Source organism: Pilimelia terevasa (genome assembly GCF_014647915.1).
Lineage (GTDB): Bacteria > Actinomycetota > Actinomycetes > Mycobacteriales > Micromonosporaceae > Pilimelia > Pilimelia terevasa.
The window spans coordinates 19,973-45,166 of sequence record NZ_BMQC01000003.1; the positions used below are offsets into that span (position 1 = coordinate 19,973).

Consider the following 25,194-nt stretch of genomic DNA (forward strand, 5'->3'; position numbering starts at 1 on the left):
GTACTGCGTGTGCGGCCGGCCGACTCCGTGTTCAGTCTCCGAGACAGTTCGCACCAGGCGCGCCGAATTGATGCGGACGCTGCGCGGTGCCCTGCCCGCTCGCGGCGTCGCCGCGAGCGCTACGCGCCACCCCCACGAACACCCTCGACCCTCCTGGTGAATAGCACGGTGCGTGGGTGATGTTCACTGCCCCGTCCGCTACCCCCCGACTGCCCGCTCCAGCGCCAACTGCCAGGGGAATGCGCCGATATGGCCCTGACCGGCCCCCCGCGGGTGCGGCTCGTGGCCCGGCGTGCCGAGTAACACGACGACGCCCTCTGAACGCAGTTGGCGGACAGCGTTTCGGAGAGGCCTACGGGCAGCGAGGGCGGCATTGACAAACGGTAGGACAATGATCGGGATGCCGGCGCCTACCCACTCCGCCAGGAACCCAAGAGCGTAGGTGTCGCTGATCCCTGCCGCCAGCTTGTTGATGGTGTTGAACGTCGCGGGCGCGACGATAACAGCGTCCGGCGCAGAGGGATTGCCGCGGGGAGTGTCAGGCGCGCGGTAACTGGATTTGACAGAACGTCCGGTCTGCGCCTCCAGCACCGCAACGTCGATGAACCCGGCTCCGGCAGGGGTGGCCACCAGTTGCACGTCCCAGCCGCGGGCTTGTGCATGTCCCACCAGGATTCCGACCTCACTGGCCGGCCCAGCGCCGCAGACCACGACGTACAACATTCCTCCGGTGTCACTCACAGGACAACACCGACCCGACGGGCGAAGTCCTGGACGGCTGACCGGCGGCCGGCCGGTAACCGTCCGTGCAGGTCTGTGACGATCCGATGGACCGCGGGACGCAGTCGCACCTCCTCCGGTGCGATGCGTTCCGCGTTACGCAACTCACGCACCGCGCCTACCCAGTTCTCGCGTTGAGAATGGGCGCGCGCGAGATCGAGATGCAGATTCGCGCGGCGCTCGACATACGGGATGCGCGCCGGGTGGACCGACTGTGCGAGATGCACCGCCGCGCCGGCGTCCCCGACCCTGGTACACACACTGATCCGGTGGAGAGCTACGTTCGTGCGGCCGAATACGACACCTTGCTCGCCGCCGTCTTCTCCGAGCCGATGTGCGGCCTCCGCGGCCTGGTCGAGCAGGGAGAAGGCGGCGTCTCGGTCGTCCGAGCGTGCCGCGGCGACCGCCCCGCGCAGGAGCAGTGCACCCGTCAACACCAACCCCGCACGCGTCCGTCCCGGTGCCGTCGACGAGACGTATGCGGCAGTCCGCGCTGCCATCCCGGCCGCCCGTCGGTGACGTCCGCTGCGGCTCAGGGCGTGCACGAGGGCGCGGCTGCTCGCCGCGATGGAGAGGACGTCTTCGCATTGCCGAGCCGCCCTCAGGCTGCGATCCGCGGCAACCAGAGCCAACGACACTTCGCCTGCCTTCAACAGCAGGCTCGTTGCCAACTGGTTCACCTCAGCCGCCAACCGCGCGGGCTGGAGCGCGCGTTGCACATACGCAAGCACCTGAGCGACCAGAACGGCCGCGGCAGAATGCTCACAACGCCGGTAGTGCGCCCGCGCCGTCTGAAGTAAAATTCCGATTTCGGACGAGGCGGGGCCGGGGGAAGACCCGGTGCATTCGGTGGAGAATATGGCCTCGGCCAGGGCCTGAAGTCCACTCCTGGCCTGGTCGGCGTTGCTGGCGGAGTCGCGGACGGCAGACCGCCGGAAAGCCGGCGACGCGGCTACGACCCCAGCCGACGGCAGGGAACTCGATGACGGGCGCCGCCCGACGTCGTCCTTCCCGCGCGCGATGTCGTCGGCCCCGGCCGAGCCGCCCTCGACGCGCCGTGGCCGGCGACCCCCGTGGAAGCCGAGGTCCGCGTCACATGCCGCGCCCAGGACCGCCCGGTACCCCTCGCGCACCAAGACTGTCGGCCAGCGGTACCGACCGCGCTCGTGCTCTCCCACCCTGCGGGCATCGACGGTCGGTGCGTCAGGGCCGCACCGCTCCCACAAGTAGGCATTCACCGCCTCGGCCAGCTCCTGGCACGACATGGGAACGCCGGCCCCGGACGGCGAAGGTCGGCGCAGCCGGGCCGCGCGGAGGCGCTCATTCGGCGACCTGCCGGCCGACGCTGCCATGTGCACTCCCCACTGCCGACATCGACCGACTGCCGACATCGACCACATGGTGCCGACGGGCGGCATCTCAGTGCATCATGCCGGTTCGAGGCCGGTTCGGGCGTGCCCGCGCGTTTCTCGCCGGCTGACCGAACGAGCACCGGCCGCCGGGGAGTGTGGCGCCGGGGGCCCCACGGCTCAGGCGGCGCGGGCCGGTACGCGGGCGTTGAGGGCGCGGACCGCGGGGTTGGCGTCCAGCCACTCGACGAGCTTGTCGACCGGGACCGCGTTGTCCCCGAAGTGGCTGACCACCATGGAGATCAGCGCCCAGTCCTCCATCGAGTCGATGGCCAGGCGCAGGTGCGAGCGGTCCGGCGGCAGGGTCAGGCCCATCACCCGGAAGTCGTCCAGGTGGGCGGCGACGTACCCGGTCACGCTGCCGCGCGCCTCGCCCTCGGCGAGCGCGTCGACCCGGGCCAGGGTGTCGGCGGCGACGACCTCGACGTCCATCCCGATCGGCAGGGTCTGGGTGAAGGCGGTGCTGACGTAGTCGAGGTGGGGGACCGTGCGGAACACCCGGACGGCGAGCGCGATCAGTTCGGGGTCGACCAGCGGGCAGTCGGCGTCGAACGGCACGACGACGTCGGCGGGGTACGCGGCGAGGGCGTCGAGGTGCGCCCGCAGGACGTCGGGGTCGGCGCTGCGGTGGACGGCGACGCCCAGGCGCAGGGCCTCGTCCACGATGGCGTCGTCGACCTCCTCGTCGCCGGTCAGGACGAGCAGGTCGTCGAGCGCGGCACTGTCGTGGGCGGCCCGGATCATCCGGTCGAGCACGGTGCGGCCGCTGAGGGTCTGGAGGATCTGGCCGGGCAGCCCGTTGGCCGCCATCCGAGCCTGAATGATGCCGACGACGCGCACCATCGCTCCTTACTGTCGGTGATGGAGGGGGTCGGGCGGCCGGTACCGCAGTCGAGGTGCGCCACCGGAGCCGACGGGCGGCCGGCGCGACCGGGTGGGGGCCGGGCGAGGATGACGCCCCTGCGTGGTCGCGTGACGAACCGCTACCGATCCGAACGGCCGGCCCGGCCAACAGGCACGGCACTTGTCACTTTTTAACCTATCTAGGGGCTTTGTCGGTATTACCGTTCTCGCCCCGGTGTGACCGTCACCTCACCGTCGGGTGGCCGACTGCCGTGCACCCTGCGCGCGGGGCGTGGGACGCTGGACCGGTGAATGATCAACATCGTGGACGGCCGGCGTCGCCGGAGACGCCGGAGGCGGCCCTCGCCGAGCTGATCGCCGGCAACGCGCGGTTCGTCGCGGGTACCCGCGAGCACCCCCACCAGGACGCCGAGCACCGCGCCGCGATCGCCGGCGGGCAGCGGCCGTTCGCCGTACTGTTCGGCTGCTCCGACTCCCGGCTCGCCGCGGAGATCATCTTCGACCGCGGGCTGGGCGACCTGTTCGTCGTGCGGACCGCCGGCCACGTGGTCGGCCCCGAGGTGCAGGCGAGCATCGACTACGGCGTCGACGTCGTCGGCGTACCGCTCGTGGTGGTCCTCGGGCACGACGGCTGCGGCGCGGTGCAGGCCGCGCAGACGGCGCTGGCCGACGCGCGGGAGGCGCCGGCCGCGCTGCGGCCCGTGGTCGACCGGGTGCTGCCCAGCGTCCGGCAGGCGCGCGCCCGCAACATCACGGACAGTGCCGAGGTGGCCGCCCTGCACGTGCGCCGCACGGTGGCGATGGTGGCGCAGTCGCCGACCATCGCCGCGGCGGCGCGCGAGGGCCGGTGCGCGGTCGTCGGGATGTCGTACCGGCTGGCCGACGGCCGGGTCACCGTGGAGGCCGCCGCCGGTTCGTGAGTACCCGGCCGCGCGGCCGCTCAGGTAGCGTGGCCCCCCATGGAGGCACCCCCGACCACCCCGGACCGCACCCCCGGCACCCCCCGGCCGGCCGCGCCGACCCTCTCGGTGGTGGTGCCGATGTACAACGAGGAGGACGCCCTCGTCCCCCTGATCGACCGGCTGCGCCCGCTGCTGGACGGTCTCGGCGAGCCGTACGAGGTCGTCGCCGTCGACGACGGCAGCCGCGACGCCACCCCCGAGCTGCTGCACGGCGCCCGCCGGATGTGGCCGCAGCTACGGGTGGTCCGGCTGCGCCGCAACGCCGGCCACCAGGCCGCCCTCACCGCCGGCCTGCACCGCGCGCGGGGCGCGTACGTGGTCAGCATCGACGCCGACCTCCAGGACCCGCCGGAGAAGATCGTCGACATGCTGGCGCTCGCCCGGCGGGACCGGCTCGACGTGGTGTACGGCGTCCGCAGCGACCGCGGCACCGACACCGGCTTCAAGCGCGGGACCGCCGGCGCCTACTACTGGCTGATGCGCCGCCTGGCCGGCGCCTGGGTCCCCCGGCAGGCCGGCGACTTCCGGCTGCTCAGCCGCGCCGCCGTCGACATCCTGCGGGAGCTGCCCGAGCAGCAGCCGGTGTACCGGCTGCTCATCCCGTCGCTGGGGTTCCGCGGCGGCGAGGTCGACTACCCGCGGGCGGCCCGGGTGGCCGGCGAGACGAAGTACCCGCTGCGCCGGATGGTCCGCCTGGCCGTGGACAGCGTCACCAACTTCTCCGCCGCCCCGCTGAAGCTGGCGACCTGGCTCGGGCTGGCCAGCTTCCTGTTCTGCCTGCTGATGATGGTGTTCGGGCTGGTCGCGTACGCCAACGACGTCACGGTCCCGGGGTGGGCGTCGCTGTTCGTCGCCGTCCTGCTGCTCGGGGGCGTCCAGCTCATCTGCCTCGGCCTGCTCGGCGAGTACATCGGGCGCATCTACACCGCCGTCCAGCAGCGCCCGACCTACCTGGTGGCCGAGGACACCGCCGACGCCCCGGCGCCCCCGGCCCCCGGCCCCGCCGCGGACCCGGACCCCGCCGCCAGGCCGGCCGTCAGCCGGTGACCCAGGACCGTCGCACCTGGAGCGCCAGCAGCACCCCGACGTAGAGCGCCGCCGCCGCGAAGGCGGCGACCGGGGCGAACCAGACCAGCACGAGCACGGCCGCCAGCCGCAGCTCCCACGAGACGTCCCACGCCAGCCGGCGGGCGGCCGGGGCGCCCTTCTCCAGCCGGGTCTGCTGGTCGTAGTGCCGCAGCGCCAGCACGGCCGTCGCGCCGAAGATCCATGGCCACGGCACCGCGAACGCCGCACCCAGCGCCACCAGCGCGACGTACTCCGTGCCGCGCAGCGCCGCCGGCACCAGCCAGTCCAGCGCCCCGTCGTGCGGCCGGGCGCGGGGCAGGACGGCCAGGCCCGCGGCGGCGAGCACCAGCAGGACCGCGCCCGGCCGGCCGCCCGGCAGCGTTCCCACCGCCACGGCCAGCGCGGCGAGCGCGGCCAGCAGGGCGAGCCCGGTCAGCGGCAGCGGGCGCAGCCGCGACCGCGCCGGGGCCCGCTCCCGGCCCTGCTCGTCGCGCACCGCGGGCAGGTCGGCGCCCGCCAGCACCGGTACGCGCATCACCCGGGCGCGCAGCGTCCGCAGGGTGAGGGTGTACGCCGCGGCGAACGCCCCGCACGCCAGCACCGCCAGCAGCGCCGCCCGCCCGTCGCCGAGCGCCGCGACGACGGCCATCAGCGCCCACCGCTCGCCGATGGGGAACACGACGATCCGCTTGAGCCAGTACGCCGCGGACCGGCCGCCCGACTGGACCCGCACCGACATCCGGCCCAGCGCCCCGCCGACGTCCGCGGCCGGCCGCCGGGCGGCCTCGTCGTGCAGCGCGCCGTACCAGAAGTCGGTCTGGTGCCGGACCGTCTGGAGCACCATCGCCGCCACGGCCAGCGGCCACACGCCCTCGATCCCGGCGCGCTCCGCGCCCCAGGCGAGCCCCGCGTACGCCAGGTACTCCTTGGTCCGGTCGGCCATCGTGTCCAGCCACCCGCCGAACGCCCCGAACCGGCGGGTGTACCGGGCCACCTGCCCGTCGACGCAGTCCAGCACGAAGCTCAGGTACAGCAGCACCCCGCCGGTGACCAGGCCGGCCCGCGTCCCGCGGACGAACCCCGCCGCGGCGACCACCGCGAGCACCACCGACAGCGCGGTGACCATGCTGGGGGTCAGGCCGAGCCGCGCGGCCAGCCGGGTGACGTGCGGCGACCACGTGGAGATCGCGAACGTGGTGAAGAAGTCGTCCTGCTCCTTGACCGCCAGCCGCAGCGCGGCGGCGTCCTCGTCGACCGCGTCGAGCCGGTGGCGCAGCGCCGCGGCGTCGGCGTCGCCGGCCGCGCGCCCGGCGACGAGCAGCCGCACGGGCTGGGTGCCGATCCGGGCACCGGCGGCGTGCAGGTCCGCCAGCAGCGCGTCGACCGCGCCCGGCCCCTCCCCGCGGCCCGCGGCCCGCGGTACGGCGGCGACGGTCTCGGGGCTCAGGCGCAGGGCGCCGAGGAACGTCGCCGGGGCGGCCGGCGGTACGGGCGGGCCGCCGCACCCGGTGACCTGGCCGCGGGCGACGGACACGGGCGCGCCCAGGTCGTCGGCGGTACCGGTCAGCGCGACGCTCCCCCCGCCGGGCACGGTCAGCAGGTGGCGCAGAACCGTCCCGTGGGCGATCAGGTCACCGGCGACTACGAGTACGCCGTCGGGCCCGACCGTCTCGTGCAGCGCCCGCGGCAGCGCCGCCGCGGGCACCCGGTCGACGCCCGTCGCGCCGGCCGCGCGCAGCTTCGCGGCGAGTTCCCCGTCCCGTACGTCCCCGACCACCAGCGCCCGCGCCACCGCCACCACCTTCGCCCGACCAGTGCCGCCCATTCTCCCTGCCGGGCCGGCGACCCCGGGGGCGGGGCGCGGCGGCCGGGCGGGGTCGCGGCGCGGTCAGCACTCGATGACGTTGACGGCCAGGCCGCCGCGTGCCGTCTCCTTGTACTTGACCTTCATGTCGGCGCCGGTCTCGCGCATGGTCTTGATGACCTTGTCCAGCGAGACGAAGTGCTGGCCGTCGCCGCGCAGCGACATGCGGGCGGCCGTGATGGCCTTGATCGCGGCGACCGCGTTGCGCTCGATGCACGGAATCTGCACCAGGCCGCCGACGGGGTCGCAGGTCAGGCCGAGGTTGTGCTCCATGGCGATCTCCGCCGCGTTCTCCACCTGCTCCGGCGTGCCGCCGCACACCTCGGCCAGCCCGGCGGCCGCCATCGAGCAGGCCGAGCCGACCTCGCCCTGGCACCCGACCTCGGCCCCGGAGATGGAGGCGTTCTCCTTGAACAGCACGCCGACCGCCGCCGCGGCGAGCAGGAAGCGGACGACGCCGTCGTCGTCGGCCCCGGGCACGAACCGCGTGTAGTAGTGCATGACGGCCGGCACGATCCCGGCGGCGCCGTTGGTGGGCGCGGTGACGACGCGGCCGCCCGCGGCGTTCTCCTCGTTGACCGCGAGCGCGAACAGGGTCACCCAGTCCATGACGCGCAGCGGGTCCGTGTCGAAGGGCGAGGACTCCAGCCCCCGGCGCACCTCGGCCGCCCGGCGCCGCACCTTGAGCCCGCCGGGCAGGACGCCCTCGGTGGCGCAGCCGGCGCCCACGCACTCCTGCATGACCCGCCAGATCTCCAGCAGCCCGGCCCGGACCGCGGACTCGGGCCGCCGGACGGACTCGTTCGCCATCATGATCTCGCTGATCGACAGCCCGGTCTCGCGGGTCAGCGCGAGCAGGTGCCCGCCGGTGGTGAACGGGTACGGCACGACGGTGGTGTCCGCGACGATCCGGTCGGCGCCGGCCGCCTCCTCGTCCACGACGAAGCCGCCGCCGACGCTGTAGTACGTCCGGGCGCGCAGCTCGGCGCCGTCGGCGTCGAACGCGGCGAACGTCATGCCGTTGGGGTGGTAGGGCAGCGACCGGCGCCGGTGCATGACCAGGTCGCGGTCCGGGTCGAACGGGACCGGCCCGCCGCCCAGCAGCGGCAGCTTCTTGGCGGCGCGGAAGCCGGCCACCCGCTCCGGGACGGTGCGGGTGTCGACCGTCTCCGGCTCCTCACCGGCGAGCCCGAGCAGGACGGCGACGTCGCTGCCGTGCCCGTGGCCGGTCGCGCCCAGCGAGCCGAACAGCTCGGCCCGGACCCGGGCGACGGCGCTGAGCTGCCCGTCGGCCTTGAGGCCCAGCGCGAACGTGCGCGCCGCGCGCATCGGCCCGACGGTGTGGGAGCTGGACGGCCCGATACCGATGCTGAAAAGGTCGAAGACACTGATCATCGCCGTACGACTCCTTAACGATCCCTACCCCGACGATGTCACACCGGGTCGCGCATCCGGTCCAGCACGTTGTGCGTCGCCCGCTCGATCCGGCGGTCGCGCACGCCCGGGCGGGACAGCGCGGCCGGCCAGTCGAGGGTCGCCGCGGCGAACACGAGCTGCCCCTGCGGGAGTTCCCGCAGCGACGTGCTCTGAATCCGCGGGGCGCGGGCGCCGTGGGCGCGGTAGCGGGAGTGGGACAGCAGGGTGTGGTCGCCCTCCAGCGGGCGGATCCGCGGGGCGGGGTAGCGGCGCTCGGGGTCGCGGCCCCGGCGCGGGCCGGCGTCGCCGGTGGGCCAGAAGCCGTCGGCCTCGCCGCCGACCACGCGCGGGATGGCGTCGCCGTCGCGCAGGCCGGTGCCCGCCCAGAACCAGTGCTCGGAGTTGGCGACCACGAGCGGGCTCGGCGCGACGACGATGCCGTTGTACATGACGCCGATCAGCTCCTGCTCGGGGCGCTGCGGCCCGGTCCGGCGCGCGTCCCGCCACAGGCTGGTGGAGACGCCGCCCGCGACGGCCCGGGGGTCCAGCGAGTTCTTGTAGCAGGTGAGCGTCCGGCCGGGCACCCCCTCGGGCGAGGGGTCGAGCCGGACGTGCCAGTACACGTTGTTGGCGGTCAGGTAGGCCAGGTGGGAGCCGGCGCCGAGGGCGGCGGTGGTGCGCGCGCGCATCTCGGCGGTCCAGTACTCGTCGTGGCCGATGAACAGCAGGCCCCGGTAGCGGCTGGCGTCGAGGGTGCCGTCGTGCAGGTCCTGGCTGCTGGCGTACGTGACGTCGTAGCCGTTGCGCTCCAGGAAGGAGATGACGTGGCGGTCGCCCTGGAAGCGGCTGGGCAGGCCGTTCTCGTGGTACGGCCGGTCGAAGGACACCCGGCGGGCGCGCAGCGTGTGGTCGAGCCGGCCCAGCTTGTCGAAGCCGTGGTACAGGTTGCGCCCGGTGCGCAGGTCCCGCGGCCACTGGTTGTACGCCTGCCAGGTGGCCGTCGGCATGACCACGCAGAAGTCGGCCCGCCGGGCGTCGTCGCGGATGACGAACGGGTGGTAGGACGACCAGCCGCTGACGGTCTTGAACCGGGCGAGGTAGGTGCCGGAGGTCCAGGTGCGCGGCACGGACAGGGTCCACGACACGGGCCACGTGCAGTGGATGGTGCCCACGCCCGCGGCGGGCACCGGGACCGGCCGGCGGAAGCCGGGCAGCGGCTCGGTGCGGTGGACCCGCCGCGCCCCCCGGCCGCCGTAGTGGCCCAGCCGCAGGATCTCGATGGTGTACCGCTCCGCCGAGGGCACCGACACGTGGAAGGAGATGCTGCCGCCGATGTCGACGCTGGAGCGCGAGGCGTAGCCCTGGACCTGGCGGTGCCGGTCGTCGACCCGCATGGTGAACGACGAGGGCGCCCAGTTGTGGGTGCCGGGCAGGGTGTTCTCGACGGCGATGCGGTTGGCGGTCAGCGCGCCGCCGGGGCGGCGGGGCGCTGGCAGCGCCCGGCCGATGGCGCGGCTGCGGGCCGCGGGTGCGGCCTCGGCGATGGCCCCGGTGAGGCCGGCCGCGGCGCCCAGGCCCACCAGGCCGAGGGCGGAACGGCGCGCGATACCACTCAAGCGATCCTCCAAGATCACAACCCGTCAATGCCGCGGGACGGAATCCTACCGATCGAACGACGACTATGAGTAATCGCTTCGGTAACAGTCACCGCATGGCGCGACGCGTTTTCGCTAGATAACGGAAATAAGCGACGTCGGCGATTGATCCTTTTGGGACGGCGCGGGGTGGCTCAGGGAGTGGCGAAGGACACGGTCACGCGCGTGTAGCCGAGCGAGCGCAGCAGGCCCTCCAGCATCCGCTGCGCACTCGCGCGGCCCCGCTCCAGCAGCCCGCCGCCCTGCGCGGCCGCCTCGCCGATCCGGCGCTCCGCCAGCAGGAACGCCTCGCGCTGCCGGTCCGGGTTGCCGCCGAAGACCTCGCCCAGGCGGTTCAGCACGCCGCGCTGCTCGGCGAAGATGTAGCTGCGGCCGAGGTCCAGCCGCGTCGGGGTGAGCTGGGGCTGCGGCAGGCGCAGGCTCGCCGACCGACGATCGTCACTGACCGTCACCGATCCCGGGGCGAGCGCTCCGAAGTCGACGTACGCCTCCACCGTGCCGGCACCGACCAGCAGCGTGCGCTCCTGGAGCAGGAAGTCCGGCACGTAGCGGCGGTCCCGCTGGAGGTCGACGACGACCTGGTAGCTGCCCTCGGCGGCGACGAACCGGCTGAGGTCGCGCATCTGGACGAGCAGCACCGGCTGGCTGCGGTCGACGGTCTGCACGCCGAACCAGTCGCCGAACCGCGGGATCCGCAGCAGGGCGGCGCCGCCGATCCCGACGCCCAGCACCAGCAGGGCCGCGGCGACCAGCAGGTACAGCGGGAGCGGCCACCGGCGCGGGCCGCGCCGATCGGCCGGCGCCCCGGGCGCGGCCGGGCCGGTCGGCGCGGGCGGGCCGGCCGGCGTGGCCGGGCCAGTCGGCGTGGCCGGGCCGGTCGGAGGAGTCTGCGCGGTCTGGGGGGACTGACTGTCGGCCGGGCGGCGGGGGGACGCGTCGTGATCAGCCATATCCATACTGTATGTCCTGGATCCGACAGGACCGAGTGGCCGATCGAATGAGAAGAACGGATGGTCAGGGAACCGGAGCCAGTCGGTAGCGTCAGATGACCTACCTACTGTCCCCCGCCCCGCCTACCCCCAGCCCCGCGCATCGAGGTCCGACATGAGCCAGCGACTGGCGATATCCGAGGTCCGCGCGCGCACGTACAAGCCCCGTGACGCGTGGTGGACCGTCCTGCTCGTGGACCCGCTCGCCTCCCGCCTCGTGCAGTGGGTCGGCCCGTACCGCCACGTGACGCCGAACAAGCTGACCCTCGCCGCGTTCCTGCTCGGCCTCGGCGCCGCGGCCTGCTTCGCCCACGGCGGGTACCCCTACCTGCTGGCCGGCGCCGCCCTGTTCCACGTCAGCTTCGTCGTCGACTGCATGGACGGCAAGGTGGCCCGGCTGCACGGCACCGGCTCGGAGTTCGGCGCCTGGCTCGACTACATCCTGGACCGGCTGCGGGTGCTCGCCTGCGCCGCCGCGCTGATGGGCGGCCAGTACGCCCGCACCGGCGACCTGATGTTCCTCGCCCTGGCCGGCCTGGTGATCTTCCTGGACATGTTCCGGTACCTCAACGCCCTGATGATGCAGCGCGTCAACAGCAAGATCCGGCGGGCCGCGCGCGAGCTGGAGCCGGCGGGCGGCGACGCCGTCGACGCGATGTACCCCGCCGCCCCGGACCGGCTGGTCAACGAGACGGCGGCCGCCGCCGTGGACCTCTACCGGCCGTTCCGCGACCGGCTGTCCATGTTCCTGTGGTTCCGGGACCTGCTGCGGCGCCACCGCATCCGCACGCACCTGGTCAGCGGCATCGAGTTCCAGATGGCCGTCTTCATCGTCGGCCCCGCCGTCGGCGCGATCGTCGCCGCGACCGTCGGCGCCTCGGCCCTGCTCGTGGCGTTCGAGGTGTTCCTCATCGTCAAGCTGCACGCGGCGACGAAGGTGCTCGATGCCGTGCGGGCGACCGACGAGCCGCCCGCGCCGCCGGTCCGGCAGCCGAGCCAGCGGCGCGGCGAGCCCGTGCACCGCCGCGCCTCCCCGGCCTGAGCCGGGCCGCGCGGCGCGCGGCCTGAGCCGGGCCGGCGCTAGGCGAACGCCGACTCGCCGGTCAGCTCCTGGCCGAGTACGAGCTGGTGGATCTCCGAGGTCCCCTCGTAGGTCAGCACGCTCTCCAGGTTGTTCGCGTGCCGCATCAGCGGGTACGCGCCGGAGACGCCGTTGGCGCCGAGGATGGTGCGGCACTGCCGGGCGATCGCCAGCGCCTCGCGGACGTTGTTCAGCTTGCCGGCGCTGACCTGCGCCGGGCGCAGCCGCCCCGCGTCGGCCAGCCGGCCCAGGTGCAGGGCCAGCAGGAAGCCCTTCTGCAGCTCGACGGCCATGTCGGCGAACTTGGCCTGGGTGAGCTGGAATCCCGCCAGCGGCCGGCCGAACTGGGTGCGGGTGGCGGCGTACCGCAGGGTGGCGGTCAGGCAGTCGTACGCCGCCCCCAGCGCGCCCCAGACGATCCCGTACCGCGCCTCGGTCAGGCAGCTCAGCGGCGCCTTGAGGCCGCGGGCCTCCGGCAGCAGCGCGTCGGCCTCCAGCAGCACGTCGTCGAAGGTCAGCTCGCCGGTCGCGCTGGCCCGCAGCGAGAGCTTGCCGGTGACCTCCCGGACGCCGACCCCCGGCCGGTCCAGCGGTACGACGAAGCCGCTCACCCCGTCGGGCGTGCGGGCCCAGACCACCGCCAGGTCGGCCACGGGCGCGTTGGTGATCCACATCTTGCCGCCGCGCAGCAGCCAGCCGCCGCCGTCCACCGGCGTCGCGCGGGTCGCCATCGACGCGGGGTCCGAGCCGTGGTCAGCCTCGGTGAGGCCGAAGCAGCCGATCCACTCGCCCGCGGCCATGCCCGGCAGCCAGCGCCGCTTCTGCTCCTCGCTGCCGTACCGCCAGATCGCGTACATCGCCAGCGACCCCTGCACGCTGACCAGCGAGCGCACCCCGGAGTCCCCCGCCTCCAGCTCGAAGCAGGCCAGCCCGTAGGCGACCGCGGAGCCGCCCGCGCAGCCGTACCCGCGCAGGTGCATCCCGAGCAGGCCCCGCTCGCCGCACGCGACGGCGAGCTGGCGGACCGGCGCCGCCCCGCGCTCGTACCAGTCGGCGACCTCCGGCCGCACCCGCTCGGCGACGAGCCGGCGGACCATGTCGCGGGTGGCGCGCTCCTCGTCGTCCAGGAGCGAGTCGAGGTCGAGCAGGGCCAGCGGGTCGGTGCGCATGTGCTCAGGGTAGCCAGGGCCGGCCGGCGGCCGCGGGCTCAGGACCGGGTGGCCGTCGGGCGGGGCACCGGGGACCTCGCGGCGACCTCGCCGGCCCGCCGCCGCCGCTCCTGGTCCAGCCGCGCCAGCTCGCCGACCGGGCCGATCTGCGCGACCTCGTGCAGCCGCTCGGGGAACTCCCGCTGGACGCCCTCGCGCACGTTCTCGCCGGTGGGCCGCACCTGGATGCCCGGCTGGAAGTCGATGGCGAACGCCTCGTCGGTGACCGACCCGGCCTCGGTCCGCACCCAGGTGCAGGACGCCCACGCGAACATCGTGCGGACCCGGGCGACCGTCCGCGCGACGTTGGGCTCCATGCCGAACAGGTGCACCGCGCAGGCGCTGCGGGCGCCCGCGTCGTCGACGGCGACGGTGTCCTGGTACTCCTCGACCAGTACCCGCACGCGGGGGCCGAAGTCGGCGCGCAGCGCCCGCGGGATCACGTCCTCGTACGGGGGCGGGGGGCTGCCGCACGCCGCCAGCAGCACCGCGGGCGCCGCGAGGGCGCACCGACCCAACCGGGGTACCTGCATGTCCGTCGTACTCCGTGCCTCGTGCGGTCGACTGTCCCGCCAGCGTGGCACGGCGGGGCCGGCGAGTCCGCCCGAACGCCCGAGTTCCCGCGCGCCTCAGATGACGTGCACCCGGGCGTGGATCGAGTTGCGCTGCTGGAGCGCGGCCCGCAGCGCCCGGTGCATCCCGTCCTCCAGGTACAGGACGCCGTCCCACTGCACGACGTGCGGGAACAGGTCGCCGTAGAACGTCGAATCCTCGGCCAGGAGCTTGTCCAGCGCCAGCTCGCGCTTGGTGGTGACGAGCTGGTCGAGCCGCACGGGGCGCGGCGGGATCGCCGCCCACTCCTTCAGGGTGAGCTGGTGCTCCGGGTACGGCCGGTCGTCCCGCACGCCTCTGAAAATCACGACGCCACCCCTCCCGACGGACGCGGACCAGCCTATCCGTCAGTCGGGAAAAAGCGATCCGTCACCGCTGCCGGGTTCGCCCGTAGACTCTCTGTTTCCGCCGCCGAAGTCCCGGAGGCGGAAGTGTCGTGTTCCCGACACCAGCGGCCGTGGTGGACGACCTCGTCGCGCGGGCGCCGGCCCCGGCGCAGCGAGGGCGAGCGCCGGTCCGGCGCCGGGTAGCCGACGGTCAGCGCACCGACGGGCGCGAACTCCTCCGGCACCCCGAAGGCCGCCCGCAGGGCGGGGACGCGCGGCCCCGGTACGCCGAAGAAGCACGCGCCCAGGCCGGCGTCGACCGCGCCCAGGAGCAGCAGCAGCGCGGCGAAGCCGGCGTCCACGTGCCAGTAGGGGACCGGCCAGCGGGCGGGGTCGCGGTCGGTCCACCCCTTGTCCGGTTCGGCGTACCGGTCCAGGTACGCCGACGCGCTGGCGAACGGCACGACGACGACCGGGGCGCGGCGCAGGCCCTCCCGCCAGTTCGCCCGGGCCGGGTCGGGGTCCGCGGGGCTGGCGGCGGCCCAGAACCGCGCGCGGTCGGCGGCCTCGGTGAGGACGAGGAAACCCCACCCCTGGGTGAAGCCGGCCGACGGCGCGCGCCGGGCCAGGTCGAGCAGCGCGTCGACCGTCGCCGCCGACACCGGGCGGTCGGGATCGTAGTTGCGGACCATCCGCCGGCGCCGCACGACTTCCGGGAACTCCACGACACAACCCCCAAAGAAAGCTGACATGTCCGTATTAGACCTAGAATGCTCTGAAGTGGACGCCTCGCGGCGCCCACTCCCCCCATACCCTGCCCTCAGGAGCCCCCCGATGCGCCGATTCCTCACCGGCGTCCTCTGCGCACTCGCCGCCGCCACCGTCGCCGCCCTGGCCGCGGCGGCGATCAGCCCGTCGGGCGCGGCGCCCCAGTTCGTCGCCGCCGCCGTCCCCTCCCCCGCGCCCTCCGCCCCGGGGCCGCCCGACCAGCGGTCCCTGCCCGCCGGCACCCCGGCGCCGCTGCCCGACCCGCGGGTGACCCCCGCGGCGCTGGCCGGGCAGCTCGCCCGGCTGCGCGCGAGCACCGACCGGTACGCCAGTCCGCGGGCGGCCGTCCGGGACGGCTTCCTGCCGGCGCCGACCTGCGTCGAGCTGCCCGGCAGCGGGGGCGTCGGCTACCAGTACGTGCGGCCCGCACACGTCGCGGACGGCGTGGTCGACGCCCTGCGGCCGGAGGCGCTCGTCTACGTGCCGACCGCGCAGGGGCGGCGCCTGGGCGCCGTGGCGTACCTGGCCACCGACCGCGACCAGGACCTGGCCACGGACGGCGACCGGCCCACGCTGTTCGGGCGCGCCTTCGACGGCCCCACCCCCGGCCGGGACGCGATGCCGGTCCACTACCACCTGCACGTCTGGGCGTACACCCAGAACCCCGTCGGGATCTTCGCACCGTTCAACCCGCGGGTGAGCTGCACCGTCCGGTACTGAGGCGCCGTCGCGCCGCTACGCGTCGTTCTTGATCTTGTCGTAGGCGCGCAGCGCGGCGCCGTCCAGGATCGGGCCGTAGCAGACATCCAGCTTGTCCGGCGACTGGCTGTGCAGGGCCATCACCGAGCCGCGCCCCGTCTTCCTGTCGAACCCGCGCAGCCACGGCGCCCCGCTGGCCCCGCCCTTGGTGTCGCAGCCCATCTTGTTCTGCTTCCAGAGGATGGAGCGCGTCGTGGTGTCCGCGCACCGCACCTGCACGTCGCCGGTGTACGCGCCGTTGGCCGGGTAGCCGATCTCCACGACGGCGACCCGGCGCTTGCCGCGAAAGACCAGGCCGTTGGCCCCGACGACGGAGGCGAGCGCCCGGCCGCCGCGCGGCTCGACCACGGCGAAGGCGAGGTCCCGGCCGCGCAGGTGGCGGTCCTTCCAGCCGTCCATCACCCGGATCCGGCTGACGCCCCAGACGCCGTACGGGCGGTTCGCGGCCCCCTCGTACGCGGGGACGAAGGCCAGGTTCTGCGCCTGGGCGCCGCCCTTGCCGCGGTGCACGCAGTGCCCGGCCGTCAGCAGCAGCGACTTCGACAGGCTCGTCACCACCGCGGCGGTGCAGTGGAAGTGCTTCTTGCTCTTGGGATTGAACCCCACCAGGCGCCCCACCGCGGCGACGGTGGCGTCGGCGCCGGCCGCCGCGGCGGGGTCCGGCGCGGCGCGGTCCGGGTCGGGGCCGGTCGGCGGCTTGGTCACCTCCGGGTCGGTCGGGTCGTCCGGGTCGTCGGCCTCGCCGTCGGAGTCGTCGGTGCCCAGGACCTCGGCCACCTCCGTCGGGAGCCGCTTGCCGAGCCGGTCCTCCCAGTACCTGGCCGCCCGCGCCGCCGCCGTGGCGCCGGCCGGGGCGTCGTCGGTGACCTTCGCCAGCAGCTCGGTCGAGTCCCCGGCGCGCGGCGCGGGCGCCGCGGCGGCCGCGGGCGCCGCCAGGCCGGACGCGAGCGCCCCTGCCAGCAGCCCCGCCAGGGTCGGTCGTACCAGGTTCATCGCGGTCCCCTCTCCGGGCCGGCCCACAGCGGCCGGCCGCACGGGACGAGCCTGGCGGAGCGGGCCGCGGGCAGCATCGGGGATTGCCCTACACCGGCGGGCACCTACGGGCGGGCGTACCCGTTCTCCAGGTACGCCGTGGTCCCGTCGCGGGCGGCCTGGAGCGCGGCGGCGGCGCGGCGGTCCAGCAGCGGCGACAGGCGCTCGGCGGCGTCGGCCGCCCCGCACCAGCGCCACGAGCGCCACTGGCCGGCGGGGAGGCGGATGGCGGCCTCCGGCTCCGGCGGCAGGGCGCCGCCGTCGTAGACGAACGTCAGGCCCTCGGGCCGGGCGTCGCGGGCCGGCATCCAGTCCACGGCGAGCAGGCGGCCGGGCCGCCCGCGCAGGCCGAGCGCCTCCTTCGTCCCGCGCAGCGCGGCGTCCATCGGGGACTCCCCGGCCCCCACCGCGCCACCGGGAAGCCCCCAGTGGCCCTGGCCGGCGGCGGGCTCGACGATAAGCACCCGGCCCCGGTCGTCGGAGAACAGCACGGCGGCCGCCATCCGCGTGCGGGGCGGCGCGGCGGACGGGTCGGCGGGGGGTTTGGTCACCACGTCATGGTAGGGGCTCGGACAATTAGGGCGTAATTTCGTGCCCGCCGGAGGGATCAGACCGAGGTCCGGTCGCTGCTCAGATCGATGGCCGCCGTCGCCGAGGCGAGCCCGGCCTGGCAGGCGAGGATCCGCCCGTCGGCGTCCGCGCCGCCGGAGACCTCCCCGGCGACCAGCCGGACCCGGCAGGTCCCGCACGCGCCGGCCTGGCACGAGTACGGAATGTCCACGCCCTGCCGCAGCGCGGCGTCGAGAAGGGACTCCCCCGCCGCCACGGCCAGTTCGGCCACGCCGCCGTCGGCGAGGACCGTCACCGTCCCCGCCCCCCGGCCACCCGCGCCCGGTCGCGGCGCCCCGTACAGCTCGGACCGCACCCGGTCGGCGGCCATCCCGAGCGCCACCAGCGTGCCCCGGACGGCGTCGACCATCGGCGCGGGGCCGCACAGGTACGCGTGGTCGGCCGGCATCAGGTCCAGCTCGCGCAGCAGGTCGGCGTCGATGCGCCGGCCGCCGTCGGCGTCGCTGTAGACGTGGACGACGCGCAGCCGCTCGGGGTGGCGGTCGGCCAGCGCCGCCAGCGCGGCCCGGAACATCGTCGTCGCGGGGGTCCGGTTGCCGTAGACGACCGTGACGCGGCTGTGCGGCTCGACGGTGAGCACGCTGCGGGCCACGGCCAGCACCGGCGTGATACCGCTGCCCGCCGCGACCCCGAGCACGTGCCGGCGGGACAGGGAGTTGGGCAGGTCGGTGAACGTACCGGCCGGCGTCATCACCTCGACGACGTCGCCGGCCCGCCAGTGCTGGACGGCGCCGGACATCCGCCCGCCGGGCACGTGCCGGACACCGATGCGCAGCTCCCCGTCGCCGAGTCCCGCGCAGATCGAGTACGACCGCCGCAGCACCTCCCCACCCACCGTCGCCCGGACGGTCACGTGCTGCCCCGGCAGGTACCGGTAGCTGTCGGCGAGCGCGGGCGGCACGTCGAAGGCGACGGTCACCGCGTCGTCGGCGAGCCGCTCCACGGCGGCGACGGCGAGCCGGTGGAACGCGGGCGCGGGCGGGTGCGCGGCGGCGGTCCGGGCCGCGGACACCGCCGCGTCGACCGCCCGGGTCCGCCGCCGGCCGACGGCCACCCGGTACACGGCCAGGAACAGGGCGGCGGTACCGGCGGCGACGGCGCTGGCGCGCATCCACCCGGTGTGCGCGTCGCTGCCGGCGAGGAAGGCGTGCACGGTCGCCCCGGCGAAGACCAGGAACGCGCCGAGGTGCACGTACCGCCACAGCCGGTGCGGGATGCGGCGGCGCAGCGCGGAGGTGACCGCGATCGCCAGCAGCAGGTACAGCGTGACGATCCCCCACGCCGCCGGGCCGGTCCGCGCGTGCGGGACGAACGGCACCAGCAGCGCGACGGGGCCGAGGTCGAAGTGGTCGCTGAGCCCGGCGGCGGCGACGTGCACGAGGCTGAAGACGACGGTCAGCGTCCCCAGGGTCCGGTGCAGGTCGGCGAGCCAGCCCGGGGTGGCCCGGCTGCCGAGGAACCGGCTGGACAGCAGCAGTCCCCAGAGCACGGCCGCCGTGGCCAGCCACCAGGCGGTCAGCCCGGCGGCCCGGGCGAGGTACCAGCCCGGGTCGGCGTAGTCGGTCATCCCGCGGCGGCGACGGTCTGCGCGGCGAACCCGGCGACCAGCAGCAGGGTGAGCACGACGCTGGCCCCGACGGCGAGCAGCGAGGACAGGCTGAGGGCGCTCACGGGCCGATCCCCGGTGCCGGCGCGGCCCGCTCGACCGCGGCCCCGGCGGGCGCGTCGAGGGTGTCGCACGCGGCCGCGAGCTGGAGGTACGCGACGCCGCCGCTGAGTGCCACGGCGATCGCCACGGCGGCCACCGCCACTCCCCGCCGGTGTTCCATGTGCTGCTCCTGAGTTAGGTAAGGCTTGCCTGGGGAACGTAGTCGCTGTGGCCCCGCGGCACCAGCCGTCGCCGACCGGCGTGAGCGGGGCCACAGCCGCGGCCCGGTACCGCGGGCCATCGAAGGCTGTCCACCTCAGGCGTCGCCGCGCGGACACCCGCCGGACCGGCAGTCGACGGTCTGCGCAACATCAGGTGAGCGCCGCCGGCCGGGCGCGGCGGGGGCGCCGGCCGGCTCAGGGGGCCAGCCGGGTCACGGTGAACGCCTCGCCCGCGCGGGCGAACCGCAGCCGGTCGTGCAGCCGGTCCGGCCGCCCCTGCCAGAACTCCACGGTCTCCGGGCGCACCAGGTAGCCGCCCCAGTGCGGCGGGCACGGCACCTCGGCGTCGGCGAACCGCTCCCGCGCCGCCGCGTACGCCCGGGCCAGCGCCGCCCGGTCCGGCAGCGGCGCGGACTGCGGGCTCGCCCAGGCGCCGAGCTGCGAGCCGCGCGGGCGGGTGGCGAAGTAGACGGCGGCCTGCGCCCGGTCCACCGGCGCGGCGGTACCGCAGACGACGACCTGCCGGTGCAGCGGCAGCCAACTGAACAGCAGGCTCGCGTGCGGGTTGGCCGCCAGCTCGGCCGCCTTGCGCGAGGCGTGGTTGGTGAAGAAGACGAACCCGGCGTCGTCGTACCCCTTGAGCAGGACCGTGCGGGTGCTCGGCCGGCCCTCCGCGTCGGCCGTCGCCACGACCATCGCGTTCGGCTCGGTGAGGCCGGCCGCGACGGCGTCGGCGAGCCACCGGGCGAACTGCGCCCGCCAGGTCGGCGCCAACCCGTCCTCGGTCAGGGGCCGCGCCGGGTCGTACTCCTGCCGCAGGCCCGCCGGGTCCGGTGTGTTCATGGTCACGCCACTCCCCCTCCACCCGCTGTCCCGCCCCCCGGCACCGCGCTGCGGTTGGGGAGTGCGACGCAGGTCACTCACCCGCCCCGGGTCCGAGCGGAGATGATGTCCCTATCGTGCCCTGCGCGTTTCCGATGGGCACCCGAGGCACGGCGCAGGAGGCTCGCATGACGGAGTTCAAGCCCGGTCTGGAAGGCGTCGTCGCGTTCGAGACGTGCATCGCGGAGCCCGACCGCGAGGGCGGCAGCCTGCGGTACCGCGGGGTCGACATCGAGGACCTGATCGGCAAGGTCTCGTTCGGCCAGGTGTGGGCGCTGCTGGTGGACGGCGAGTTCGGGCCGGGGCTGCCCCCGGCCGAGCCGTTCCCCGTCCCGGTGCACACCGGCGACACCCGGGTGGACGTGCAGTCGGCCGTCGCGATGCTCGCCCCGCACTGGGGGCTCGGCCAGCTCCTGGACATCAGCGACGCGCAGGCCCGCGCCGACCTCGCCCGCACCTCGGTGACCGCCCTGAGCTTCATCGCCCAGGCCGCCCGGGGGGTCGGGGTGCCGGCGGTACCGCAGAAGGAGATCGACAAGGCGGCCACGGTCACCGAGCGCTTCATGCGCCGGTGGCGCGGCGAGCCGGACCCGCGGCACGTCAAGGCGGTCGACGCGTACTTCATCTCCGCCGCCGAGCACGGACTCAACGCCTCCACGTTCACCGCGCGGATCGTCGCCTCCACCGGCGCCGACGTCGCCGCCTGCCTGTCCTCGGGCATCGGCGCGCTGTCCGGCCCGCTGCACGGCGGCGCCCCGACCCGGGTCCTGCACATGATCGAGGGCGTCGAGGAGTGCGGGGACGCCGACGCGTACGTGCGGGGCGTGCTGGACCGCGGCGAGCGCCTGATGGGCTTCGGCCACCGCGTGTACCGCGCGGAGGACCCGCGCGCCCGCGTCCTGCGCGCCGCCGCCAAGCAGCTCGGCGCGCCGCGGTACGAGGTCGCCGAGGCGCTGGAGCGGGCCGCGCTGGCCGAGCTGCGCGCCCGCAAGCCCGACCGGGTACTGGAGACCAACGTCGAGTTCTGGTCGGCGGTGGTACTCGACTTCGCGCAGGTCCCGGCCGACATGTTCACCTCGATGTTCACCTGCGCCCGGGTCGCCGGCTGGAGCGCGCACGTGCTGGAGCAGAAGAAGCTGGGCCGGATCGTGCGCCCGGCCGCCCGCTACGTGGGGCCGGCGCCGCGGCGCCCCGAGGACGTCACCGGCTGGGACGCCGTCGCCGACGGCCGCTGAGCCGCCGCCCTGCTCCCGCGGGCCGGCGCCCGCGGGACGGGGCTCAGTAGTCGACGTCGCCGGCCAGGCGCTGCGCCTCGTCGGCGGACTCGTACAGGCTGCACACCAGGTCGCGCAGGGCGCCGACCGCCGCATAGCGGGGGTCGGCGGCCGGGTCGTCGCCGCGCTGGCGGGCGTCGTCCCACACCCGCTCCACGAACATCCACAGGTCCCAGCGGGCGGCGAGCTGGCCGGCGCGCAGGTGCGGGGTGACGGCGGCGAGCGTGACGCGGTCGTACCGGGCGAACGCCGCGGCCACCTCCCGCGCCGCGGGACCGCCGCACTCCGACACCCCCGGACCGGCTGCCGTCCCGGGACCGCCGCGCTCCGACACCCCGGACTCGGCGCACCGCGGCGCCCCGGGAACAGCGTGCGCGGGTGGCGCCGCCACGACGGCGGCCCGGGCCGGCCTGGACCGGAACCGTCCGATCATGTGCGCTCCTCCCGGACCCCGCCTACCGACCATGATCACGGTACGGACCGCGGCGGCCCCGGCGGCGGCACCCCGGCTCCGCGTGCCGGGCGACACCCACCCGGCCGGCCGCGGCCGGGTTCCGCCCGTTGGTGCCGCACCCGTACCCCCGCCCGCGCGGCGACACACCGGGCCGGGGCTGGGCGCCGCCGGTCCCCGCGGTGCGAGGATGGCGCGGTGAGACTCGACGGCGCGGTACACCCGCCCGGCGCGCCCGGTGACGGCGGGCGGGCGGCGACCCCGATCACCATCCCCGCCGCGCTGCTGCCCGGCGACGGCCGCTTCGGCTGCGGGCCGGCGAAGGTGCGGCCCGAGGCGGTGGCGGAGCTGGCCGCCGCCGGTACCCGGCTGCTGGGCACCTCCCACCGGCAGGCGCCGGTGCGCGACCAGGTGGCCCGGCTGCGGCGCGGGATCGCGGCGCTGCTCGACGTGCCCGACGGGTACGAGGTCGTGCTCGGCAACGGCGGGGCCGCGGCGTTCTGGGAGGTCGCGGTGTTCTGCCTGGTCCGGCAGCGGGCGCAGGCGGCGGCGTTCGGGGAGTTCGGCGCCAGGTTCGCCCAGTCCGTCGGCGCCGCGCCGTTCCTGGACCCCCCGCGGGTGCGCGAGGCCGACCCCGGCGCCGCCGCGACGCTCGTCGCCGAGGCCGGCGTCGACACCTACGCCACCCCGCAGAACGAGACCTCCACCGGCGTCGCCGTGCCGGTCCGCCGGGTGCCCGGCGCCGACGCCGGGGCGCTGATGCTGCACGACGCCACGTCGGCCGCCGGGGCGCTGCCGGTGGACCTGCGGGAGACCGACGTCTACTACTTCGCGCCGCAGAAGGCGTTCGGCGCCGACGGCGGGCTCTGGATCGCCGTGCTGTCGCCCGCGGCGCGCGAGCGGGCGGCGCGGATCCGGGAGACCGGGCGGTACGTCCCGGCGTTCCTCGACCTCGGCACGGCGCTGGAGAACTCCCGCCGCGAGCAGACCTACAACACGCCCGCCCTCGCCACGGTCCTGCTCGCCGCGGCGCAGACCGACTGGCTCCGCGCCCGGGGCGGCCTGCCCTGGGCGGCGCGGCGCTGCGCCGAGAGCGCCGGACTGCTGTACCGGTGGGCGGAGCGCAGCCCCGTGGCGTCACCCTTCGTGACCGACCCGGCACTGCGCTCACCGGTCGTGGTGGCGATCGACTTCGCGCCCGAGGTCGACGCCGCGGCGCTCGCCGCGCACCTGCGCGCCAACGGCGTCGTGGACACCGAGCCGTACCGCGGGCTGGGGCGCAACCAGCTCCGGGTGGCGACGTTCCCCGCGGTCGAGCCGGCCGATGTGGAGGCGTTGACCCACTGTCTCGACTACCTCATCGCCCGGATGTGACCGACGACCTCGGCGTGTACTCACCCCAATGAGTGACGCATGTCGTACGGTGGTGCCACGGGTCCCGGTTGGCTACCGGAGGCCCGGTACGACGGCAGCGCCGGGATGACGGGAAGTCCGCCCGGCGACACTGTTCCCCGGCGCGGGTACGACAGCGGGAGGGAGGCGGCGCGATGCGACCGGTACGCTTCGTTGCCCTCTCTGAGGACGGTCAGGCTCTGGTCCTCGCCGACGAGGTGGGGCGGCTGCTCGCACTGCCCTTCGACGACCGGGTGGCGACGGTGCTGCACGGCGGCCACAACGGACCGGCATCCCCGGTACCTCCGCCGGCCCCCGACCCGTCGCGCACGCTGGCCCCGCGCGACATCCAGGCGCGGATCCGCTCGGGCGAGTCCGCCGACGAGGTGGCCCGGGTCGCGGGCGTCCCGGTCGACCGGGTCCTGCGGTACGCCGGCCCGGTGCTCCAGGAGCGCGCGATGCTCGCCCAGCACGCGCGCCGCACCCGGCTGCGCGGCTCCGACCGCAACGCCACCCTCGCCGAGGTGGTCGACGGCAAGCTGCACCAGCACGGCGTCGACTCCGACAAGATCTCCTGGGACGCGTACCGCCGCGACGACGGCACCTGGCGCATCGTCGCCACCTGGCCGTCGGGCAAGGCGACCGCCCAGGCGATGTGGGAGCTGGACAAGGCCCGCCAGCACGTGAGCGCCTACGACGACATGGCCCAGTACCTGTGCACCGAGCGGCCGGCGCCGCTGCTCGGCCAGGAGTCCGGGGCGGGGCTGCCCAGCCGCGGCGAGCCGGCCCGCGGGCACGGGCTGCCGATGGCCGCCGACGGCCGGCCGGACCCGCGCCGCGGCGTGCCGCCGGCCGCCGAGCCGAACCGGACGCGCGCCCTGCCGGCCGCCCTGGCCGAGCCGCGCCGCGCGGACCCGATCCGGTCGGGCCGCGACGCGCTGCTGGCGAGTCTCGACCGCCCGCTGGGCGAGCCGGCGGCGCCGGCTGCCGGCGGGCTCGCCCGGCCGGCCTCCCGCCCGGTCAGCGGCGGCGCCGCCGCGCTGCTCGGCGGCGCGGGCTCGGCCTTCGACGAGGACCCGGACGTCCCCAAGGAGGTCCCGGCCGTACCGTCGCTGGCGGTGCTCCGCCCGCGCCGCACCGCCGCCGAGGCGGCCGAGGGCGCGGCCCACGCCAAGTCCCGCAAGCGGCTGCCGAGCTGGGACGACGTGCTGTTCGGCGGCGCGCCCGCCCGCGAGTCGAGCTGACGCCCGCCCACGAGTAACGCTGACGCCCGGACCGCGTCAGGCCCCGACGGTGAGGTCCGCCGTCGCCACCCGGCGGTGTCGGGGGCGCGGACCGGTCGCGCTGTGCACCAGGTCCACCTCGGTGGCCGTCCACGGCGGGCCGGCGTAGCCGGCCAGGGCGGCGACATCGGCGTCGACGGCCAGGTGGGCACCGGGGCGGGCGAGCGTCAGGTGCGGCCGGAAGGGCCGTGCGTCGTACGGCAGCCGCGCCGCCCGCAGCGCGGTCCGGAGCTGGCGCGCGAGGTGCCGCAGCGCCTCGACCTCGCCGCCCACCCCGGCCCACAGCACGGTCGACCGCCCCGCGCCGAACGTCCCGCCGCCGGCCAGGCGCAGGCGCAGCGGCACCGGCGTCCACCGCCGCCACGCCGCGGCGGCGGTATCCAGCGCCCCGGCCGCCTCCGCCACCCGGCCGGTCGGTAGGTCGCCGAGGAAGGCCAGCGTCAGGTGCCAGCGCCCCGGGGACACCCACCGGACCGGCTGCCCGTCCACCGCGGCGGCGCGTCCGACGGCCAGGCTGTCCGCGAACCGGCGCAGGTCGGCCGCCGCGGCGGCGGCGGGAGCCACGGCCACGAACAGCCGCAGCGCCTCCGCGCCGGGCGGCTCCGGCGCGGCCGCGGGTG

At 75.5% G+C, this 25,194-nt stretch carries 24 protein-coding genes and 1 pseudogene; 7 read left to right on the forward strand and 18 right to left on the reverse strand.

From position 1 onward, the window contains the following. Positions 1–198: 198 nt before the first annotated feature. The 3 genes from IEY75_RS05230 to IEY75_RS05240 all read right to left on the reverse strand — a co-directional run bounded on the left by IEY75_RS05230 (position 199) and on the right by IEY75_RS05240 (position 3,032). The gene (locus IEY75_RS05230; RefSeq protein ID WP_189113060.1) at positions 199–723 is read right to left on the reverse strand and encodes a flavoprotein; all 525 of its coding nucleotides are present in this window, start codon (positions 721–723) and stop codon (positions 199–201) included. Positions 724–737: 14 nt separating this feature from the next. After that, positions 738–1,460: a hypothetical protein gene (locus IEY75_RS05235; protein ID WP_189113061.1), complete on the reverse strand. Its 723-nt coding sequence runs from the start codon at positions 1,458–1,460 to the stop codon at positions 738–740. An 849-nt stretch (positions 1,461–2,309) separates the two neighbouring features. Then, a complete protein-coding gene (locus IEY75_RS05240) occupies positions 2,310–3,032 on the reverse strand; it encodes a cytidylyltransferase domain-containing protein (protein ID WP_189113062.1) in 723 nt (240 codons plus the stop codon). A 308-nt stretch (positions 3,033–3,340) separates the two neighbouring features. On the opposite strand from IEY75_RS05240, the gene IEY75_RS05245 reads away from it, so the two are divergent. Together IEY75_RS05245 and IEY75_RS05250 are read left to right on the forward strand one after the other, a co-directional pair. Beyond that, positions 3,341–3,973, forward strand: coding sequence for a carbonic anhydrase (locus tag IEY75_RS05245; RefSeq protein ID WP_189113063.1), 633 nt, complete (start codon positions 3,341–3,343; stop codon positions 3,971–3,973). 39 nt (positions 3,974–4,012) lie between these two features. Beyond that, a complete protein-coding gene (locus IEY75_RS05250; protein WP_189113064.1) occupies positions 4,013–5,062 on the forward strand; it encodes a glycosyltransferase family 2 protein in 1,050 nt (349 codons plus the stop codon). Here IEY75_RS05250 and IEY75_RS05255 read toward each other — a convergent pair. The 4 genes from IEY75_RS05255 to IEY75_RS05270 all read right to left on the reverse strand — a co-directional run bounded on the left by IEY75_RS05255 (position 5,052) and on the right by IEY75_RS05270 (position 10,968). Continuing rightward, positions 5,052–6,908, reverse strand: coding sequence for a CDP-alcohol phosphatidyltransferase family protein (locus tag IEY75_RS05255; RefSeq protein WP_189113065.1), 1,857 nt, complete (start codon positions 6,906–6,908; stop codon positions 5,052–5,054). The two genes, IEY75_RS05250 and IEY75_RS05255, sit on opposite strands and share 11 nt — an antisense overlap. A 63-nt stretch (positions 6,909–6,971) precedes the next feature. Continuing rightward, positions 6,972–8,342 carry an L-serine ammonia-lyase gene (locus IEY75_RS05260; protein WP_189113066.1) on the reverse strand — a complete coding sequence of 457 codons (1,371 nt, stop codon included), beginning with the start codon at positions 8,340–8,342 and terminating at the stop codon, positions 6,972–6,974. Between the two features lie 38 nt (positions 8,343–8,380). Beyond that, a complete protein-coding gene (locus tag IEY75_RS05265) occupies positions 8,381–9,979 on the reverse strand; it encodes a N,N-dimethylformamidase beta subunit family domain-containing protein (RefSeq protein WP_189113067.1) in 1,599 nt (532 codons plus the stop codon). A 173-nt stretch (positions 9,980–10,152) separates the two neighbouring features. After that, positions 10,153–10,968 (reverse strand): DUF4230 domain-containing protein, encoded by an 816-nt coding sequence (locus tag IEY75_RS05270; RefSeq protein WP_189113068.1) that lies wholly within the window; start codon positions 10,966–10,968, stop codon positions 10,153–10,155. Positions 10,969–11,122: 154 nt separating this feature from the next. Here IEY75_RS05270 and IEY75_RS05275 point away from each other — a divergent pair, with 154 nt between their 5' ends. Further along, the gene (locus IEY75_RS05275; RefSeq protein ID WP_189113069.1) at positions 11,123–12,049 is read left to right on the forward strand and encodes a CDP-alcohol phosphatidyltransferase family protein; all 927 of its coding nucleotides are present in this window, start codon (positions 11,123–11,125) and stop codon (positions 12,047–12,049) included. A 38-nt stretch (positions 12,050–12,087) separates the two neighbouring features. Here IEY75_RS05275 and IEY75_RS05280 read toward each other — a convergent pair whose 3' ends face one another. From IEY75_RS05280 to IEY75_RS05295, 4 genes and pseudogenes are all read right to left on the reverse strand, one after another. Beyond that, entirely contained in the window at positions 12,088–13,257 is a 1,170-nt protein-coding gene (locus tag IEY75_RS05280; protein WP_189113070.1) for an acyl-CoA dehydrogenase family protein, read from the reverse strand. A gap of 38 nt (positions 13,258–13,295) precedes the next feature. Beyond that, positions 13,296–13,829, reverse strand: a complete 534-nt coding sequence (locus IEY75_RS05285; RefSeq protein ID WP_189113071.1) for an inosine/xanthosine triphosphatase — start codon at positions 13,827–13,829, stop codon at positions 13,296–13,298. Between the two features lie 96 nt (positions 13,830–13,925). After that, on the reverse strand, positions 13,926–14,216 hold the full coding sequence (locus tag IEY75_RS05290; RefSeq protein WP_189113072.1) for a type II toxin-antitoxin system VapB family antitoxin: 291 nt from the start codon (positions 14,214–14,216) through the stop codon (positions 13,926–13,928). Positions 14,217–14,356: 140 nt separating this feature from the next. Beyond that, positions 14,357–14,959: pseudogene (locus IEY75_RS05295) on the reverse strand (nitroreductase family protein); the annotation flags it as partial. Positions 14,960–15,068: 109 nt separating this feature from the next. Between IEY75_RS05295 and IEY75_RS05300 the strand changes: the two are divergent. Further along, positions 15,069–15,722 carry a hypothetical protein gene (locus tag IEY75_RS05300; RefSeq protein ID WP_189113074.1) on the forward strand — a complete coding sequence of 218 codons (654 nt, stop codon included), beginning with the start codon at positions 15,069–15,071 and terminating at the stop codon, positions 15,720–15,722. Between the two features lie 15 nt (positions 15,723–15,737). Here the strand turns inward: IEY75_RS05300 and IEY75_RS05305 are convergent, their stop codons facing one another. The 5 genes from IEY75_RS05305 to pdxH all read right to left on the reverse strand — a co-directional run bounded on the left by IEY75_RS05305 (position 15,738) and on the right by pdxH (position 20,135). Next, positions 15,738–16,754: a trypsin-like serine peptidase gene (locus IEY75_RS05305; RefSeq protein ID WP_189113075.1), complete on the reverse strand. Its 1,017-nt coding sequence runs from the start codon at positions 16,752–16,754 to the stop codon at positions 15,738–15,740. A 104-nt stretch (positions 16,755–16,858) separates the two neighbouring features. After that, complete coding sequence (locus IEY75_RS05310; protein ID WP_229789369.1) at positions 16,859–17,344, reverse strand: NUDIX domain-containing protein; 486 nt, start codon at positions 17,342–17,344, stop codon at positions 16,859–16,861. Positions 17,345–17,400: 56 nt separating this feature from the next. Continuing rightward, positions 17,401–18,990: a 2Fe-2S iron-sulfur cluster-binding protein gene (locus IEY75_RS05315; protein WP_189113076.1), complete on the reverse strand. Its 1,590-nt coding sequence runs from the start codon at positions 18,988–18,990 to the stop codon at positions 17,401–17,403. Positions 18,991–19,090: 100 nt separating this feature from the next. After that, positions 19,091–19,252 (reverse strand): hypothetical protein, encoded by a 162-nt coding sequence (locus IEY75_RS05320; RefSeq protein ID WP_189113077.1) that lies wholly within the window; start codon positions 19,250–19,252, stop codon positions 19,091–19,093. 235 nt (positions 19,253–19,487) lie between these two features. Further along, entirely contained in the window at positions 19,488–20,135 is a 648-nt protein-coding gene (pdxH, locus tag IEY75_RS05325) for a pyridoxamine 5'-phosphate oxidase (protein ID WP_189113078.1), read from the reverse strand. A gap of 167 nt (positions 20,136–20,302) precedes the next feature. Between pdxH and IEY75_RS05330 the strand changes: the two genes are divergently transcribed. Then, positions 20,303–21,409 (forward strand): citrate synthase 2, encoded by a 1,107-nt coding sequence (locus IEY75_RS05330; protein WP_189113079.1) that lies wholly within the window; start codon positions 20,303–20,305, stop codon positions 21,407–21,409. Between the two features lie 43 nt (positions 21,410–21,452). Here the strand turns inward: IEY75_RS05330 and IEY75_RS05335 are convergent, their stop codons facing one another. Continuing rightward, positions 21,453–21,881: a hypothetical protein gene (locus tag IEY75_RS05335; RefSeq protein ID WP_189113080.1), complete on the reverse strand. Its 429-nt coding sequence runs from the start codon at positions 21,879–21,881 to the stop codon at positions 21,453–21,455. Positions 21,882–22,097: 216 nt separating this feature from the next. Between IEY75_RS05335 and serC the strand changes: the two genes are divergently transcribed. Together serC and sepH are read left to right on the forward strand one after the other, a co-directional pair. Continuing rightward, positions 22,098–23,273, forward strand: coding sequence for a phosphoserine transaminase (gene serC / locus IEY75_RS05340; RefSeq protein WP_373290209.1), 1,176 nt, complete (start codon positions 22,098–22,100; stop codon positions 23,271–23,273). Between the two features lie 173 nt (positions 23,274–23,446). Further along, positions 23,447–24,535, forward strand: a complete 1,089-nt coding sequence (gene sepH, locus IEY75_RS05345) for a septation protein SepH (RefSeq protein WP_189113081.1) — start codon at positions 23,447–23,449, stop codon at positions 24,533–24,535. A gap of 36 nt (positions 24,536–24,571) precedes the next feature. Here the strand turns inward: sepH and thpR are convergent, their stop codons facing one another. After that, positions 24,572–25,156 carry an RNA 2',3'-cyclic phosphodiesterase gene (gene thpR / locus IEY75_RS05350; RefSeq protein ID WP_189113374.1) on the reverse strand — a complete coding sequence of 195 codons (585 nt, stop codon included), beginning with the start codon at positions 25,154–25,156 and terminating at the stop codon, positions 24,572–24,574. Between the last annotated feature and the right edge of the window lie 38 nt (positions 25,157–25,194).

Bases quoted from the DNA above. Each gene is read 5' to 3' on its own strand.
- IEY75_RS05230 (WP_189113060.1), bottom strand. From the start codon at position 723: ATGTTGTACGTCGTGGTCTGCGGCGCTGGGCCGGCCAGTGAGGTCGGA.
- IEY75_RS05240 (WP_189113062.1), bottom strand. From the start codon at position 3,032: ATGGTGCGCGTCGTCGGCATCATTCAGGCTCGGATGGCGGCCAACGGG.
- IEY75_RS05250 (WP_189113064.1), top strand. From the start codon at position 4,013: ATGGAGGCACCCCCGACCACCCCGGACCGCACCCCCGGCACCCCCCGG.
- IEY75_RS05255 (WP_189113065.1), bottom strand. From the start codon at position 6,908: ATGGGCGGCACTGGTCGGGCGAAGGTGGTGGCGGTGGCGCGGGCGCTG.
- IEY75_RS05260 (WP_189113066.1), bottom strand. From the start codon at position 8,342: ATGATCAGTGTCTTCGACCTTTTCAGCATCGGTATCGGGCCGTCCAGC.
- IEY75_RS05270 (WP_189113068.1), bottom strand. From the start codon at position 10,968: ATGGCTGATCACGACGCGTCCCCCCGCCGCCCGGCCGACAGTCAGTCC.
- IEY75_RS05275 (WP_189113069.1), top strand. From the start codon at position 11,123: ATGAGCCAGCGACTGGCGATATCCGAGGTCCGCGCGCGCACGTACAAG.
- IEY75_RS05280 (WP_189113070.1), bottom strand. From the start codon at position 13,257: ATGCGCACCGACCCGCTGGCCCTGCTCGACCTCGACTCGCTCCTGGAC.
- IEY75_RS05285 (WP_189113071.1), bottom strand. From the start codon at position 13,829: ATGCAGGTACCCCGGTTGGGTCGGTGCGCCCTCGCGGCGCCCGCGGTG.
- IEY75_RS05300 (WP_189113074.1), top strand. From the start codon at position 15,069: ATGCGCCGATTCCTCACCGGCGTCCTCTGCGCACTCGCCGCCGCCACC.
- IEY75_RS05305 (WP_189113075.1), bottom strand. From the start codon at position 16,754: ATGAACCTGGTACGACCGACCCTGGCGGGGCTGCTGGCAGGGGCGCTC.
- IEY75_RS05315 (WP_189113076.1), bottom strand. From the start codon at position 18,990: ATGACCGACTACGCCGACCCGGGCTGGTACCTCGCCCGGGCCGCCGGG.
- IEY75_RS05320 (WP_189113077.1), bottom strand. From the start codon at position 19,252: ATGGAACACCGGCGGGGAGTGGCGGTGGCCGCCGTGGCGATCGCCGTG.
- pdxH (WP_189113078.1), bottom strand. From the start codon at position 20,135: ATGAACACACCGGACCCGGCGGGCCTGCGGCAGGAGTACGACCCGGCG.
- IEY75_RS05330 (WP_189113079.1), top strand. From the start codon at position 20,303: ATGACGGAGTTCAAGCCCGGTCTGGAAGGCGTCGTCGCGTTCGAGACG.
- IEY75_RS05335 (WP_189113080.1), bottom strand. From the start codon at position 21,881: ATGATCGGACGGTTCCGGTCCAGGCCGGCCCGGGCCGCCGTCGTGGCG.
- sepH (WP_189113081.1), top strand. From the start codon at position 23,447: ATGCGACCGGTACGCTTCGTTGCCCTCTCTGAGGACGGTCAGGCTCTG.